Here is a 14,249-nt window from a genome sequence, read left to right as displayed (position 1 = left end):
GTGCGCGCAACGACGGTCGCGGCGACGCTGGGCGGGCTGAGTGCCGTGGGCGCTGCGGCCGCCCACGTCTGGGCTCGGCACATCGAGATCCACCGGTACACCCTGCGCGAGGTGGAGCTGGGCATTCTCCCGGCCGGGGCGCGCACGATCCGGCTGCTGCACATCAGCGACATCCACCTGATGCCGGATCAGGAGCGCAAGCTGGCGTTCCTGCGGCACCTCGAGACCCTGCGCCCGCATCTGGTGATCGACACGGGCGACAACATCGCCTCGGCGGCCTCGGTGCCGGTGCTGGCCGAGGCCATCGAGCCGCTGCTGCGCCGCCCCGGAGCGTTCGTGATGGGCTCGAACGACATGTACGCGCCCTCCCCCAAGAACCCGCTGCGGTACTTCCTGCCCGATGCCCGCCCTGAGGGCTTCACCGAGCGCGAGGACGTGGAGCTGCCCACGGAGGAGCTGGCCGGCCGACTCTCCGCCTTCGGCTGGAAGGACCTCACCAACAGCCGTGGCCGGATCGAGCTGGGCGGTCTCGAGGTCCAGCTGGTGGGGGTCGACGATCCTCACCTCGAGCGCGACGAGATGCCTCCCCCGCAGGACGCCTCCCCGCCCGAGCACGGCCGGGTGCTGCGCCTGGGCGTGGCCCACGCCCCCTACCGCCGGGTGCTCGATGCCTTCGCGCGCGACGGCTCCGATCTGATCCTGGCCGGTCACACCCACGGCGGGCAGCTGCGCATCCCCGGCGTCGGCTCTCTGGTGACCAACTGCGACCTGCCGCGGTCGCAGGCGCGGGGACTGTCCACCTGGCGCGGGGTGCCGCTGAACGTGAGCGCGGGCATGGGCGCCAGCCCCTATTCGAACTACCGCTTCGCCACCCCTCCGGAGGCGAGCTTGATCACGTTGAGGGCCCCGCGCGCAGGATCGCCTGACCAGCGGTAGGAAACGCCTGTTAGAGTTGCTCCTCGGTGACGCGCTCATCGCGTCGACCTGACAGCCCCTCCCCTTCGAGCAGGAGCCGAACTGGTCGACCGCAGCAGAGCGGGGAGCTCTCGGGGTGTGGCGCAGCTTGGTAGCGCGCTTCGTTCGGGACGAAGAGGTCGCAGGTTCAAATCCTGTCACCCCGACCGGTCGACGGCTCCGGTGCAGATCTGCACCGGAGCCGTTCTGGTTCTCTCGCGGCACCGACCATCCAGCGGCATCCACCATCCAGCGGCATCCACCATCCAGGGATGGAGCTCACCGGGATCGCCGCCGCATGCCTGGTCGTGACCGCAGCATCAAGCCACCTCGCTGCCGGGCCCGCGCCCCACCGAATGACATCGCTGTAACTAGCACAGCAATGTCCGATTCGCGAGCACGACACGTCGAAAACTTGTCCAAACGAGCAAAACTTTGACAAAGAGCCAGGCCTGTGCATGCAAACTGCCCTGTTCAGGCCGCTGACCTGCACTTACATTGGTGCCGGTGCCGCTCGTACCTGGGGCACTGACCGGGGCGCCGCCAACCCGTCACCGGCTCGGTCGCTTCCTCCACTTCCCTGGGTGACGGGCACCTGTCCCGCAGCGCATGCCGTCGCGGGTCGCGTGTGGCGACGGAGAAAGAGATATCCGGACATGATCCGTACCGTCCCCCGCGGCACGCACCGGGCTCCCGGTGCCGCCGTGATCGACTACCGGGGCCTCGCCGCTCCTGTCGGGCGTGGTGTGGGAGGTGCCGCCCTGCTGGGTGCGGTCACCGCCACCGCCGCTCTGCAGGGAGCCGAATCGGCTCGCGCACAGGCCCCCGCCCCGGCCGCGCTCGGAAGCATCAACGGTGCTGCCGCAGCCGCTCCGGTCACCCTCCCCGCCGTGGCCCCCGCGGCCCCCGACCAGTTCGCCGGCGTCAAGCTGCGTACTGGCTCCCGTGGCGCAGCGGTGGAGCATCTGCAGACCCTGCTCAATCAGCGCGGTGCGTCGATCGCGGTCGACGGCGTCTTCGGACGCAACACCGCCAGTGCTGTGCGCGCCCTGCAGTCCGCTGCCGGGATCGGCGTGGACGCCGTGGTGGGCCCGAAGACCTGGAACGCCCTGGCGGGCAACATCCAGATCTCCTCGAGCGCTCCTGCCCCGGCCGCCTCGGCGGCCTCCTCGCAGCCGAAGCTGCGTCAGGGCAACCGCGGCGATGCCGTTCGCACCCTCCAGTCCCAGCTCAACGAGCGCGGTGCGTCGATCGCGGTCGACGGCATCTTCGGCAGGGGCACCGCGGCTGCGGTGCGCGCACTGCAGTCCGCCGCCGGCATCGGCGTGGACGCCGTGGTCGGCCCGAAGACCTGGAGCGCGCTGTACTCGAACGTGCGTATCAGTGACGCCCCGCCCTCGCGCGACTCCGGGCGTGCTCCGGTCGCCTCGGTGGGCTCGTTCAACGGTCAGGCGATCGTTAATGCGGCCCGGGCCCAGAAGGGCGTGCGCTACACGTGGGGCGGCTCCTCCCCGGCCAGCGGCTTGGACTGCTCCGGGCTGGTGCACCACGCCTACAACCAGGCCGGCATCAACCTGCCTCGCAAGACCGCCAAGGGCTACACCTTCGGCGGCCGGATCATCTCCCAGGCCGAGGCCCAGCCCGGTGACCTGGTGGCCTTCACCAGCAACAACTACGGTCACATCGGGATCTATGCCGGCAACGGCCGGGTCATCGATGCCTCCAGCTCGCGCGGGCGGGTCATGGAGCGCATGATCTGGAACGCCCCGCACGTGTTCGTCACCTACCGCTGAGCTGAGGCGACGACACCTGAACACGGCGGCCTGCTCGACGCGTGAGCGTCATGGGAAGGAGCAGGGCGACGTGCAGGAGCCCGGTCGGGACACCCCGGCCGGGCTCCTTCATGCCCGGTCACGGCCCCGGTGAGACATCGGAGGTCTTCCCCGCACCCTGATGTGACGTGGCAGACTTGGGGGGATCCACGACCCGCGTCACCCCTCAGGAGAGACCATGCCCGACCCGCTCGCCCTCGTCCCGCTCCCGCAGTCCGTCATCTACTCCCACGGGGTCTGGGAGACGACGGATCCCTGGGCGGGGCTCTCGATCGGCATCAACGAGGACCTGCCTCGCACCGAGTACTCGCTGTCCATCTCCCCCGAGGGTGCGAACCTCTCCGCCGGCAGCGAGGCCGCCCTGGCCGATGGCCGCAACACCTTCGCGCAGATCGTCGCCGGCAGCGGCGGCTCCATCCCCTGCGTGACCATCGTGGACCGCCCCAAGCACGCCTGGCGCGGCATGCACCTCGACGTCTCCCGCCACTTCTTCACGGTGCAGGAGGTGGAGACGATGATCGATGCGATGGCCCTGCACCGCCTGAACGTGCTGCACCTGCACCTGACCGACGACCAGGGCTGGCGCATCGAGATCAAGGGATACCCGAAGCTGACCGAGGTGGGCGCCTGGCGCGATCAGAGCCTGGTGGGTCACATGGGCGCCGACGAGGCCGACTGGCAGTACGACGGGGTGCGCCACGGCGGCTTCTACACCCAGGACGACCTGCGCGGCCTGGTGGACTACGCCAGCAAGCGCGGGGTGATGATCGTGCCCGAGGTGGACCTGCCCGGTCACATGCAGGCCGCTGTCGCCGCCTACCCGGAGCTGGGCAACAACCCTGCTCAGCAGATCGGGGTGCGCGAGGTGTGGGGCATTTCCGATCACGTGCTCGGCGTCTCGGACCAGGTGTTCGAGTTCCTGCGCGACGTGCTCACCCAGGTGGCCGACATCTTCCCGGCCCCCTTCTTCCACATCGGCGGGGACGAGTGCCCGACCGTGGAGTGGGAGCGCTCCACCGAGGCCCGCACCCGCATGACCGAATGGGGCTACACGCGGGTCTCGGAGATCCAGGGACGCTTCACCCAGTTCGCGTACGACGTGCTCACCGCGAAGGGCAAGCGCGTGATCGGCTGGGACGAGGTGCTGGAGACCCATCTGCCCGACGACATGGTGATCATGAACTGGCGCCACGGCAACGGGGTGAAGACCTCCACCGAGCGCGGCTTCCAGACGGTCATCGCCAACAACGAGCATCTGTACTTCGACCACTACCAGGCCAGGAGCGAGGCAGAGCCCCTGGCGATCGGCGGGCACACCACCGTCAAGGACGTCTACACCGCCACCTTCTCCCCCAAGAAGCTCAGTGCGGACGAGGAGAAGCTCGTGATCGGCCTGCAGGGCCAGCTGTGGACGGAGTACATCCCCACCCTGGAGCACCTGCAGTACATGGCCTTCCCCCGGATGTGCGCCGTCGCCGAGCGTGCCTGGGGCTCCCCCGAGCAGAGCTGGGAGGAGTTCGAGGAGCGGCTGCGAGGCCACCTTCCCCGACTGGACGCCTTCGGCATCCGGTACCGCCCCCTGGACTGACATGCCGCCCGAGCGCGAGGTCCACCCCTACGGGCGGTCTGCCGACGAGGTCCGCCGTCGTTCGCTGAGGACACGGCGGACCCGTCGGCTGCGCATCACCCAGCTGATCGTCTTCTCGCTGCTGCTGGTGACGCTGGTGGCCATCGGTGCCTACGCCCTGCGCGAGCTGCGGGAGCCGCTGGCGGAGCCCGGGATGATCGCCCCGAAGACCCTGCGGTCCGCGGGTGCGGAGCTGGTGTGCCCGGGCGCCGATGCAGTCCCCCTCTCCCCGGCCGAGGTGCAGGTGACGGTGCTCAACGGCACCGGGCGCAGCGGCTTCGCGGGGTCGATCACCGCGGAGCTGGCTGAACGGGGGTACGCGACCGGGGATCCCGGCAACACCAGTCAGGCCAGCGGGCCGGCCGTCATCGTCCACGGGCCCGAGGGATACCTGGCCGCCCAGTCGCTGCTGGCGCAGGTGCCCGGGGCGCAGTTGCGCATGGACCAGCGGGAGGGAACCGGAGTGGACCTGCTGCTGGGCGACGGCTTCCCGGGGCTCGCGGCCCCGGAGGCGGCGCAGCAGGCGCTCGAACAGCCGGTGCAGCCACCCGAGGGCTGCTGAGTCCGGCGGTGCGCTGACTCCCGTTCGATCCGACGACGGCTGCAGCCTGCGTCCCGATCAGTCCTCCCAGAGGCGGCGGTCCTGCTCCATGCGGACCCCGATCCACATCGCCACCGCCCCGGCGAACAGCAGCAGCAGGACGACCGTCCCGAACACGATGGACGTGTCGCGGGAACCGGGCAGCAGCCCCGCCAGCAGGCTGTTGATGCCGCTGGGGTCGGTGCGGGGCTGCCCGCTCGCGGCAACGGCCGGATCCACGTCGATGGTCAGGGATGCCTGGGTGGGGATCCCGGTGCTGTCCCACACGATGTAGATGATCGGGGAGGTGCGCCCCACGAATCCGTCCTGCGGGGTGAAGGTGATGGAGCCGTTCGGCGCCACGGTGAACTCCCCTTCCGAGGGGATCACCAGACGCTCCCCGGTGGCGTCCCACAGCTCCCCCAGGTTCGTGGCGGACATGGAGCGGATCTGCACGGACTCCGGCCGCAGGGGCTGGGAGCCGCTGCCTGCGGTGTCGTTGGCCAGCACGTCCACCGTGATCGGCACGCCGGGCGCGGTGCGCTCCTCGTCATCGCGCGCCGTGGCGATCACCGGTGCGACCACCGCGGTCAGGGCCGCCTCCACCGGGTTGTCGGCGTACACGCCCTGCCCGACGATGCCGACCGGGGTGGACTCCCCCCGGAATGCGGCATCCGGCGTCATGGTGATCGTGCGCGCGTCCTCCTCGATCCTCCAGGTGCCCTCCCCCGGCTGGCGCAGCGTCAGCCCGTCGTTGGAGACGATCGCCTCGGCCGAGAGCGGCTCGGGATCGAAGCGGATCGAATCGGCGCGCACGTCCCTGACCCCCACCGTGAGGTCGAAGACCAGCGGCTCACCCGGCGGGGCCGACTGCGTGCGGTCCACCAGGATCGGATAGGCGGTGCTGAGCAGGGCGGGCGCGGCCTGCGCGCCCTCGCCATCGCCGCCCCGGATGCCCATCGGTGCCGCCTGGTCCACCAGCTCGCTCTCCGGGGAGAAGCGCACGGTGGCAGCATCGCGGTCCAGGGTCCAGGTGCCCTGCCCGGGCACCACCACCTCGGTCTCCGAGACAGCCTCGGCGTCATCACCGGGGGGCGGGTCCAGGACCAGGGTGGCGGGATCCACGAACTGCTGGGCCTCGCCCACCGAGTAGACGATGTCCTGGCCGAAGGGCGCCGAATGGTAGAGATCGGAGATCACGGGCACCGTGATCTCGACGCGACCGGTGGCCACCGGCCCGCCCTCCTCGTCGACCACCAGGTAGCGCACCGGATCGGGCTGCCGCCCCAGGCGCACCCCCAGGGGCTCGTAGGTGAGGGTCTCCCCGGACTCGGAGGTCAGCCATCGCCCCTGCTCCGGGATCATCAGACGGCTGCCGTCCCTCGTGGTGGCTGATCCGGGCGGAAGGCCGTCGAGCTGGAGCCGCGTGGCACCGCCCTCGGGGACCTCGTGGCCCAGAGGAACCTCGACCGGCTGCCCCGCCGAGCCGCGCCCCTCGTCGTCGACGGACTCCAGCAGGGCCGGCGTGAGCTGCGCGGGCTCGGAGCGGTGCCCGTGGATGCTCTCGATGGTCAGCGTCACGGGCTGCTCGGCGCCCGTCACACCGGGGTCCGGCGTGAACACCAGGTCACCGCCCACGAGCCCCCATGTGCCCTCGCCGGCCACGGTCAACGTGCGCGCGTCCTCCCCCAGGGACATCCGGGACGTCTGGGCGGCGGGGAGGTCGGTGGGGATGCCGAGCCGGGCCGTCCCGAGATCCAGCTCGTCCTGCTGCTGATCCTCCAGCAGCGCGATCAGGGGCATGGCCGTGGCGGCGCCGGGCGCGATGCTGACGGTGCTGGTCTCCAGCGGCAGCTCGAAGGGCCCGCTCTCGCCGATGGCCGAGGCCGGAGCCGCGGGGCCGACCAGCAGCACGGCGCTCATCAGCAGCGTCGCGGCCCGCAGGGACAGGGCGCGACGGCCACCGGACGGCCTGGGCTCGAGCACCCGGCCAGCGTAGCAAGCAGCTCCTCGGGCCCTCCTGCTGCAGCGCACGCCATACAGTGGTCACATGGACGAGCACCGCTCCCCCGCACCTGAGCACTCCCTCGATCTCACCGACCTGCCCCCTCTCGGCGAGCTGCTGCCCTCCCTCGCCGAGCACCTGGCCGCCTGGATGCACTCCCAGCGCTGGTACGCCCACAAGGGGACCGGGGTGCCGACGGTCCGCCTGCTGGGGTGGGCACCCCTGCACGTGGCCGGTGACCATGTGGTGGTGGCCACCGTGATCGGCGCCGGGACCGAGACCGGCAGCGAGGCCCTGTACCAGGTGCCCGTCGTGCTGCGTCGTCCCGGTCAGGGGGCCACCGGCGAGGAAGGGGCGCAGATCGGTGTGCTGGCGGTGCCGGGCGGGCCGCTGCGAGCGGATGACGCCACCCGTGATCCCGACGGTCGCGCCGCCATGCTGCGCATGCTGGCGGCCGGCGCTGGCGCAGCGGGACCGGATCTGCGGCTGAGCTCGCGCACCGTGGCCGGTGGCCCGTCGCAGGCCGATGGGGCGGCTGCGCCCGCGCAGGACGACGGAGCGCGCGGCTTGCCCGTCGGACCGGGTGCCTCCTCCCGCCTGCTGTCCGGGGAGCAGTCCAACACCTCGATGATCTTCGAGGCCGAGGGGGCGCGACCGGTGATCGTGAAGCTGTTCCGGGTGCTGCAGGACGGCGAGAACCCTGATGTGGTGCTGCAGGGGGCGCTCACCGATGCCGGCTCCACGCGGGTGCCGCCGGTGGTCGGCGAGACGCACCTGGCCCTGGGCGAGCTGCGGGCGCACGCACTGTTCGCACAGGAGTTCCTGCCGGGCGTGGAGGACGCCTGGCGCACGGCCCTGCGGCAGGCCGTGGCCGGGGAGGACTTCTCCGCTGCGGCCCGCAGGCTGGGCACCGCTCTCGCGGAGGTGCACCGGGACCTGGCCGCCGCGCTCGGCACCGTCCGCACCGATCGGGACGTCGCCGCCGCGATGGTGCAGCAGATGCGGGAGCGGCTGGACGAGGTGGCTTTGCAGGTGGCGGAGGTCGATGAGCACCGTGCTGCTCTCGAGTCCCTCCAGCGAGCGGCGCTGGATGCTTCCTGGCCTGCGATGCAGCGCATCCACGGCGATCTGCACCTGGGCCAGGTGCTGGCCGCGCCGGGACGGGGCTGGGTGCTGTTGGACTTCGAGGGCGAGCCGCTGCGGCCGTTGGCCCAGCGCTCCCGCCCGGACTCCCCGCTGCGGGACGTGGCAGGGATGCTGCGCAGCGTGGACTACGCGGCCGGTGCCGTGGCGCTCGAGCACGACAGGGACGTCACCGACTGGTCGAGCAGGGCCCGGGAGGCGTTCCTGGCCGGGTACACGCAGGGGGCGGGGATCCGCGCGGATGACGCGTCGCTGCGGGTGCTGCTGGCGGCGTTCGAGGCCGACAAGGCGGTGTACGAGGCGCTGTACGAGGCGCGCAACCGCCCGGACTGGCTGCCGATCCCGCTGGGCGCCCTGGAGCGGATCAGCGCAGCGGCTGCGGCGGCGGGGTCAGCGGGCTGATCGGCGAGGCGGGGCTGGTGGTCCGCAGCGGCCGCAGGGAGCCCGGCAGGAAGGGCATGCTGATCGCCCGCACGGCCACTCGCACCCCGATCACCACCTCCAGGCGCACCCCGTCAGGGTCCCGCCACACGACGGTGCGCACGCCGCTGTCCTCGCGGTCGTCCTGACGCGTCAGGCGCAGAGGTGCCACGGCGGAGTCCACGGCGTCCAGGAGGCGCTGCGATCCGCGCTCGCTCAGGTCCGGGGAGCGACCTGCGACCAGCAGGGCGCTGACGTGGCACATCGTCTCCAGGCCGTTCCATGCCTCCCCCGAGGGGCGGTCGCGCTGGGGGCGATGGTCCTCGAACGTGCCGAGGCCGGGCTGCTCGTGCAGCAGGGCGTGGGTGGCCGCGGTGAGCAGCTCGTGGATGTGGAGATGGGTCTCGTCCTGGGAGGCGATGGCATCGGGCGTCTTCGCCGGCAGAGCTGACATCCGTGTGCCCCTCCCCACGTGTGTCCCGGTCCGTCGATGCTTCCCCGTCCGGCCCGTCGGGCGCGCGCGAAACGGTTGGCGTCCAGGGTAGGCCCGCGGCCGCGATCTGCCGATGGGGAGAACTCCCCATCGGCGACCGCGGACCGCTCACGCGGGGACCGGCACGAACTCGATCGGGGCGACGGAGGAGTAGCGGTCCTGCCGGATCGAGACCACGCCGACACCCCCGATGAACGGGGCCAGGGCCTGCGGGTTCTTGCCGGGATTGGCGAGCACCACCTGGAATCCGAAGTGACGGAAGGACTCCATCGCGGCGGTGATGAACTTCCCGGCGCCCTTGGAGAAGGCCTCGTCGATGATGATCGGGGCGTAGCGGGGCACGTCCTGCCCGGTACCGGCCAACTGGTAGCGCAGCGCTGCCGCGAGGCAGAAGGTGGCCAGGCGCTCGTTCTGGCCGCCTGAGAGCGGGCCGCCGGACTCGTGGGCGTGGACCACGGTGCCGGCGGCGTCGACCTCCTCGGCGTGGAAGTGGACGTGGCGGCGAACGTCGAGGATCGCGCGGGAGACCTGGTCGTCCTTGGTGCGGGCCGCGGAGATCAGGTCCATCAGGTGGCGCAGGGACAGGAAGCGCTGCTCGGCCAGCTCCCGGTCGCGGCTGATGTCGTTCTGGGTGGTGTCCACGACCGCGTCCTCGAGAGCGCGCTTGAACTCGTCCAGCGCCGCCAGGTGCACGGGCCGCATGGACAGCTGCAGGTAGCGCCCCGCGTGGAACTCCACCTGGGCCAGCAGCGCGTTGATGCGCTGCAGCCGCTTGCGGATCTCGGCGGGTTCGCGGGCGATGGCGGTGGCCAGTGCCTGGACGTCGCCGAGGGTGTTACCGGTGAAGAACTCGAAGAAGCGGTCCTCCACCTCGGGCAGCTTCTCCTCCTCGATGCGCTGCAGGATGGCCAGGAAGTCGTCGGCCGCCTCGAGGCTGGTGTCGGTGTCCCCGGCCTGGGCGGGCCAGCGGCGGGCGAACTCCCGCATGGCCGTGCGCATGTCCTCCTCGGCGCGGGAGGTGCGGCGGGTGAGGTCCATCAGCTCCGCGTCCAGGGTGGCCGAGGCGTCCTTGGTGACCTGGTCGATGGTGGCCAGCACCAGGGTGGGGGCGATCGCGGTGAAGCGCTCGGCGAGCTCCGCCTCCACCTCGGGGGTGAGGGTGCGCTCAGCGAGGCGGGAGCGGGCCTGGGTGAGGCGCTCGGCGGCACGCTCGGCCTGCTCCCCGAGCTTGCCCGCGGTGCGCACCACGTCGAGCAGCTCCTCGTCGGCATCGGCGATGGCCTGCTCCACGTCGTCGATCTGCCGCGCCAGCTCGGTCAGCGCCGCAGAGCCGTCCTCGGCGGCGCGCACCATGTCGCGCAGGTTGGCGATGCGCCGGGCCACCGAGGCGGCATCGATGTCGTCCCAGGTGACAGTGCTGATGGACTGGAGTGCGTAGAGGTGCTCGCGGCGGCGACGGCGCGCGGTCTCCACATCGGCGCGGCGGGCCTGGGCCTCGAACAGGGCCTGCTCGACGCGGGTGCGCTCGGCCTCGAACACGGCGCGCTTGGCACGGTTGTCGAAGCCCAGCACCCACTGGGAGCGGTCGTTGATCTGCCGGTCGGCGTTCTTCTCGTGGCGGGTGGCGGAGTGCTTGATCTGCCCGGAGCGCAGCACCGCGCGGGAGAGGCGGGTGAACTCCTCGAGGGTCTCCGCGCAGGTGTAGTCCATGCGCGAGGCGATCTCGTGGCTGAGCCACACGTGGAACTCGCCGTCCTTGACGTCGAGCTTGGCGGCCAGGGAGCGCTCGTCGATGTTCTTGGCGGGCCGGCGCAGGTCGGTGTTGACGCGGTTGTAGGAGATGCGGCGGCGCAGCTTGGTGCGGTCGATGACCGCGGCCACGTCCCGGTATGCGCGTTCGGGCACCAGGATGGAGCGGGCAAGGCCCCTCAGGGCCTGCTCGGCGGCGGCGGTCCACTCCTCCTCGCCGGCGCGCACCTGCAGCAGTTCGGCGGCGAAGGGCAGCTCGGTGGGGGCGATTCCCACCTCGGCGGCGATGTGGTCGCGCAGCGCTACGTCCTCGGAGTGCAGGTTGGAGGCGCGAGCGGTGAGGGACTTCAGCTCCTGGCGGGTGTTCTCGAGGGTCGTCGCGAGGTCGCGCACCGCGGCCTCGGCGTCCCAGCGGACGGTATCGGAGTCCTTCTCCTCGGCCTCGAGCTGCTCGCGGCGGGCGGTGACGTCCCGCTGGAGGGAGAGGAACACGTCCTCGCTGACGGGGGTGCCCAGCTCCACGGTGGCCAGCTGGGCGGCGAACTCGGTGCCGCGCTCGCGGCGCCGTTCCCGCTCCACCTCCAGGCCGGCGATCTGCTGCTTCCAGTCGTCGATCTCGCCGCCTCCGGCCCGCTTGCGCTGCTCCTTGAGCTGGGCGAGGTCGGCGCGGGCCTCGGCGACGTCCTGGGTGAGGCGGCGCTGCTGGGCGCCGAGCCGGTCGCGCTCGAGCTGGAGGCGCTGCTCCTCGTCCCCCAGCAGGCGCACCAGGTGCTGGGCGGCGTACACGTCGATGTCGGAGCGGCGGTCCACCAGTTCGCCGCCGCGGGTGCGCATGGCGGTCCATGCCTCGTGGTTCTCCCGCAGCCCCCGCAGCAGGTCGCGCTGCTCACGGGCGGTCACCAGCGCCTCGTACACCTCGGAGAGGTTGTGGAAGTTCGCCAGTGCCTGATCGGCCAGCTCGAAGGTGCGGGGGGCATCCAGCATGTAGTCGCGCAGCAGGGCGTTGACGTCACCGAGCTCCTTGGCGGACTGGATCTTGTGCAGCAGCCCCAGGGCCTTCTCGTCGGGGATGCCCAGCAGCTGGCAGAACGCGGCGCGGTACTCGCGGAACTGGCGGAAGGTCTCGGTGCCGGGGTGGGCGGCCTCCAGGGCCTTGCCCTCGATCTGGGTGGAGACGAACTGGCGCAGGTCGCTCACGTCCAGGGGCGTGCGGGCGATGACGTACAGGCTCTTGACGTCCGAGTCGGAGGTGTGCCCGGCGTGCAGCAGCAGCAGGCGGGACAGCTGCACGGTGCCGCCCTGGCCGTCGGAGTAGCGCAGCGTGATCACGGACAGGGTGGTCTTCTCGCGCAGCACCTCCTGGCTGAACTCGCCGGTGGCCTGGTCGTAGTGCATGGCCCATGCGCCGCGCACGTAGCTGGACACCGTGCGGCGGTACTTGGAGCGGGCCGGGCCCGCATCGGAGGCGGCGGCGTTGAACTGCAGGGTGCGCGGCGGCGTGAGCAGGGCGCTGATGGCGTCCAGGAGCGTGGACTTGCCGGTGCCGGGGCCACCGGTGAGGAAGAAGCCCTTGGGGGAGATCGCCAGGTCGTGGGTGCCGTGGAAGGTGCCCCAGTTGGAGACCTGGACGTGGGTGAGGCGCCACTGGCCGGGGTGCGGGTGCTCGGGGTCCGGTGCGACGGCGTCGTCGGGACCCTCGGCGGGGGTCACGCCGGGCAGGTCGAGGGTGTCGGGTGCGGATGCCACCTGGACAGGGTAGCGGGGTGGGGTGGGGGTGGCGGGGTCAGCTGAGCTCCCTCAGTATCCGAAGGCCAGCGGCGCCTGCGGGTCGGTCTCGACCCAGATCGCCTTGGGCTGGGAATACTCCATGAGCCCGTCGTGTCCGCTGGAGCGTCCGTGGCCGGAGGCTCCGAACCCGCCGAAGGGCGCCATCACGTCGATCGTCTTGTAGCTGTTGACCCAGATCGTGCCTGCTCGCAGCTGGCTGGCCAGTCGATGTGCACGGTCAGACCGCCCGGTCCAGACAGCGCCCGCGAGGCCGAAGCGAGTGGCATTGGCCAGCGTGACGGCTTCGTCTTCGGTGTCGAAGGGGATGACGGAGACCACCGGGCCGAAGACTTCTCGCTGCGCGATCGCGTCGGTGTTGTCCACTCCCGCGAGGATCGTCGGAGGGTAGAAGAATCCGGGCCGGTCCAGCTGCTCTCCTCCGGTGACCACCTGTGCGGTGTCGGTAGCCTGGTCCACCATTGTGCGGATCCGATTGAGCTGGGCCCGGTTCTGCACGGGCCCGATCTGGGTGTCCTCATGCAGGGGGTCACCCACGGTTGGGCTGACCCCGTTTTTTAGGTCCGGTGGTTCTGGGAGTCGTCCTGTCGCCCGTGGTTGCGGGCAGGGAGACTGGTCAGATCATGTCGAACAGCAGGAAGCGTCACACCCCGGAGCAGGTCGTCCGCAAGCTCGGGCAGGCCGACAGGATGCTCGCCGACGGCAGCGACATCGCCGCGGTGTGTCGGGAGCTTGGGATATCCGAGCAGACGTATTACCGGTGGCGTAACCAGTACGGCGGACTGAAGGCCGACGACGCGAAGCGCCTCAGGGAGCTGGAGAAGCAGAACGCCACGCTCAAGCGGTTGCTGGCCGAAGCGGAGCTGGAGAAGGCTGCGCTCAAGTAGCTGGCCGAGGGAAACTTCTAAGCCCGGGCAGGCGCCGCGCCGCCGTCTCGCACCTGATCAGGACACTGCAGGTGAGCGAGCGGATGGCGTGCCGTCTGGCCGGGCTGAGCAGGTCCGCGTACCGTCGCCCGCTCAAGGGCGACACGGGGCCTGTCAATTTGTCTGTGTAAGCGGGGTGTTCACAGGTAGGGGGTGATCCGGTCGGGATAGGCGGCGGCGAGTTGGGCGAGGGCTTGCTTCCAGTTCGTGACGATCTGGCCCTCGACGAGCCGGCCCTGGGCCTTCCGCTGGTTCGCGGGCTTGCCGCGGTCTCGGGCTCGATCGGCGGCGCGTTTGTCCTCGATGTTGCAGATCGCGAGCCAGAGCAGCTTCACGGCCGCGTCCGTCGAGGGGAAGTGTCCGCGGTTCTTCGTGACCTTCCGCAGCTGGTAGTTCAACGACTCGATCGCGTTGGTCGTGTAGATGACCTTTCGCAGCATGGGCGGGAACTGGAGGAACGGCACGAACCGATCCCACGAGTTCTTCCAGGTCATGACGGTCGAGGGGTACTTCTGCCCCAGCTCGGAGGTCTCGAACTCGACCAGCGCCGCCCAGGCCGCGTCCTCGCTCGGCGCGGTGTAGATCGGCTTCAGTGCGGCGGCGACCTTCTTGCGGTCCTGGTAGGCCACGAACCGCATCGCTGCCCGGATCAGGTGGACCACGCAGGTCTGGACCATCGAGTCCGGCCACGTCGCCTCGATCGCCTCCGGCAGGCCCTTGAGCCCGTCGCAGCAG

10 protein-coding genes, 1 tRNA gene and 1 pseudogene are annotated in these 14,249 nt (G+C 70.9%); 7 read left to right on the top strand and 5 right to left on the bottom strand.

All coding sequences use genetic code 11. The annotated features are described in order from the left end of the window. The 5 genes from M3B01_RS06555 to M3B01_RS06535 all read left to right on the top strand — a co-directional run bounded on the left by M3B01_RS06555 (position 1) and on the right by M3B01_RS06535 (position 4,975). Complete coding sequence (locus M3B01_RS06555) at positions 1–936, top strand: metallophosphoesterase (RefSeq protein WP_259790380.1); 936 nt, start codon at positions 1–3, stop codon at positions 934–936. A 111-nt stretch (positions 937–1,047) separates the two neighbouring features. Then, a tRNA-Pro gene (locus M3B01_RS06550) sits at positions 1,048–1,121 on the top strand. 489 nt (positions 1,122–1,610) lie between these two features. Continuing rightward, entirely contained in the window at positions 1,611–2,747 is a 1,137-nt protein-coding gene (locus tag M3B01_RS06545) for a peptidoglycan-binding protein (RefSeq protein ID WP_259790377.1), read from the top strand. A gap of 217 nt (positions 2,748–2,964) precedes the next feature. Next, complete coding sequence (locus M3B01_RS06540; protein ID WP_259790376.1) at positions 2,965–4,374, top strand: beta-N-acetylhexosaminidase; 1,410 nt, start codon at positions 2,965–2,967, stop codon at positions 4,372–4,374. A gap of 1 nt (position 4,375) precedes the next feature. After that, positions 4,376–4,975, top strand: a complete 600-nt coding sequence (locus tag M3B01_RS06535) for a LytR C-terminal domain-containing protein (protein ID WP_259790374.1) — start codon at positions 4,376–4,378, stop codon at positions 4,973–4,975. A gap of 57 nt (positions 4,976–5,032) precedes the next feature. Here M3B01_RS06535 and M3B01_RS06530 read toward each other — a convergent pair whose 3' ends face one another. Then, complete coding sequence (locus tag M3B01_RS06530) at positions 5,033–6,979, bottom strand: Ig-like domain-containing protein (protein WP_259790372.1); 1,947 nt, start codon at positions 6,977–6,979, stop codon at positions 5,033–5,035. A 64-nt stretch (positions 6,980–7,043) separates the two neighbouring features. Here M3B01_RS06530 and M3B01_RS06525 point away from each other — a divergent pair, with 64 nt between their 5' ends. Continuing rightward, positions 7,044–8,543, top strand: a complete 1,500-nt coding sequence (locus M3B01_RS06525; protein WP_259790371.1) for a phosphotransferase — start codon at positions 7,044–7,046, stop codon at positions 8,541–8,543. Here M3B01_RS06525 and M3B01_RS06520 read toward each other — a convergent pair. The 3 genes from M3B01_RS06520 to M3B01_RS06510 form a co-directional block, all read right to left on the bottom strand. Continuing rightward, positions 8,506–9,015, bottom strand: coding sequence for a hypothetical protein (locus M3B01_RS06520; protein ID WP_259790370.1), 510 nt, complete (start codon positions 9,013–9,015; stop codon positions 8,506–8,508). The two genes, M3B01_RS06525 and M3B01_RS06520, sit on opposite strands and share 38 nt — an antisense overlap. Positions 9,016–9,162: 147 nt before the next feature. Then, positions 9,163–12,549, bottom strand: coding sequence for an ATP-binding protein (locus tag M3B01_RS06515; RefSeq protein ID WP_259790368.1), 3,387 nt, complete (start codon positions 12,547–12,549; stop codon positions 9,163–9,165). Between the two features lie 51 nt (positions 12,550–12,600). Next, positions 12,601–13,125, bottom strand: coding sequence for an aldehyde dehydrogenase family protein (locus M3B01_RS06510; RefSeq protein WP_259790367.1), 525 nt, complete (start codon positions 13,123–13,125; stop codon positions 12,601–12,603). Positions 13,126–13,211: 86 nt separating this feature from the next. Between M3B01_RS06510 and M3B01_RS06505 the strand changes: the two are divergent. Next, positions 13,212–13,621, top strand: a pseudogene (locus tag M3B01_RS06505) (transposase); the annotation flags it as partial. Between the two features lie 33 nt (positions 13,622–13,654). Here M3B01_RS06505 and M3B01_RS06500 read toward each other — a convergent pair. Then, on the bottom strand, positions 13,655–14,249 hold a 595-nt coding region (locus M3B01_RS06500; RefSeq protein ID WP_259790366.1), incomplete at its 5' end, for a transposase.

The sequence above is a fragment of the Brachybacterium sp. p3-SID957 genome, from assembly GCF_025144775.1.
Taxonomy (GTDB): Bacteria; Actinomycetota; Actinomycetes; order Actinomycetales; family Dermabacteraceae; genus Brachybacterium; species Brachybacterium epidermidis.
The sequence above is the reverse complement of the archived record's forward strand: the minus strand, read 5'-3'. Positions and strand labels throughout refer to the sequence as shown.

What these genes read in the sequence shown, in the direction of transcription:
- M3B01_RS06545 (WP_259790377.1), top strand. Translation starts at nt 1,611, where the DNA reads ATGATCCGTACCGTCCCCCGCGGCACGCACCGGGCTCCCGGTGCCGCC.
- M3B01_RS06540 (WP_259790376.1), top strand. Translation starts at nt 2,965, where the DNA reads ATGCCCGACCCGCTCGCCCTCGTCCCGCTCCCGCAGTCCGTCATCTAC.
- M3B01_RS06535 (WP_259790374.1), top strand. Translation starts at nt 4,376, where the DNA reads ATGCCGCCCGAGCGCGAGGTCCACCCCTACGGGCGGTCTGCCGACGAG.
- M3B01_RS06525 (WP_259790371.1), top strand. Translation starts at nt 7,044, where the DNA reads ATGGACGAGCACCGCTCCCCCGCACCTGAGCACTCCCTCGATCTCACC.
- M3B01_RS06520 (WP_259790370.1), bottom strand. Translation starts at nt 9,015, where the DNA reads ATGTCAGCTCTGCCGGCGAAGACGCCCGATGCCATCGCCTCCCAGGAC.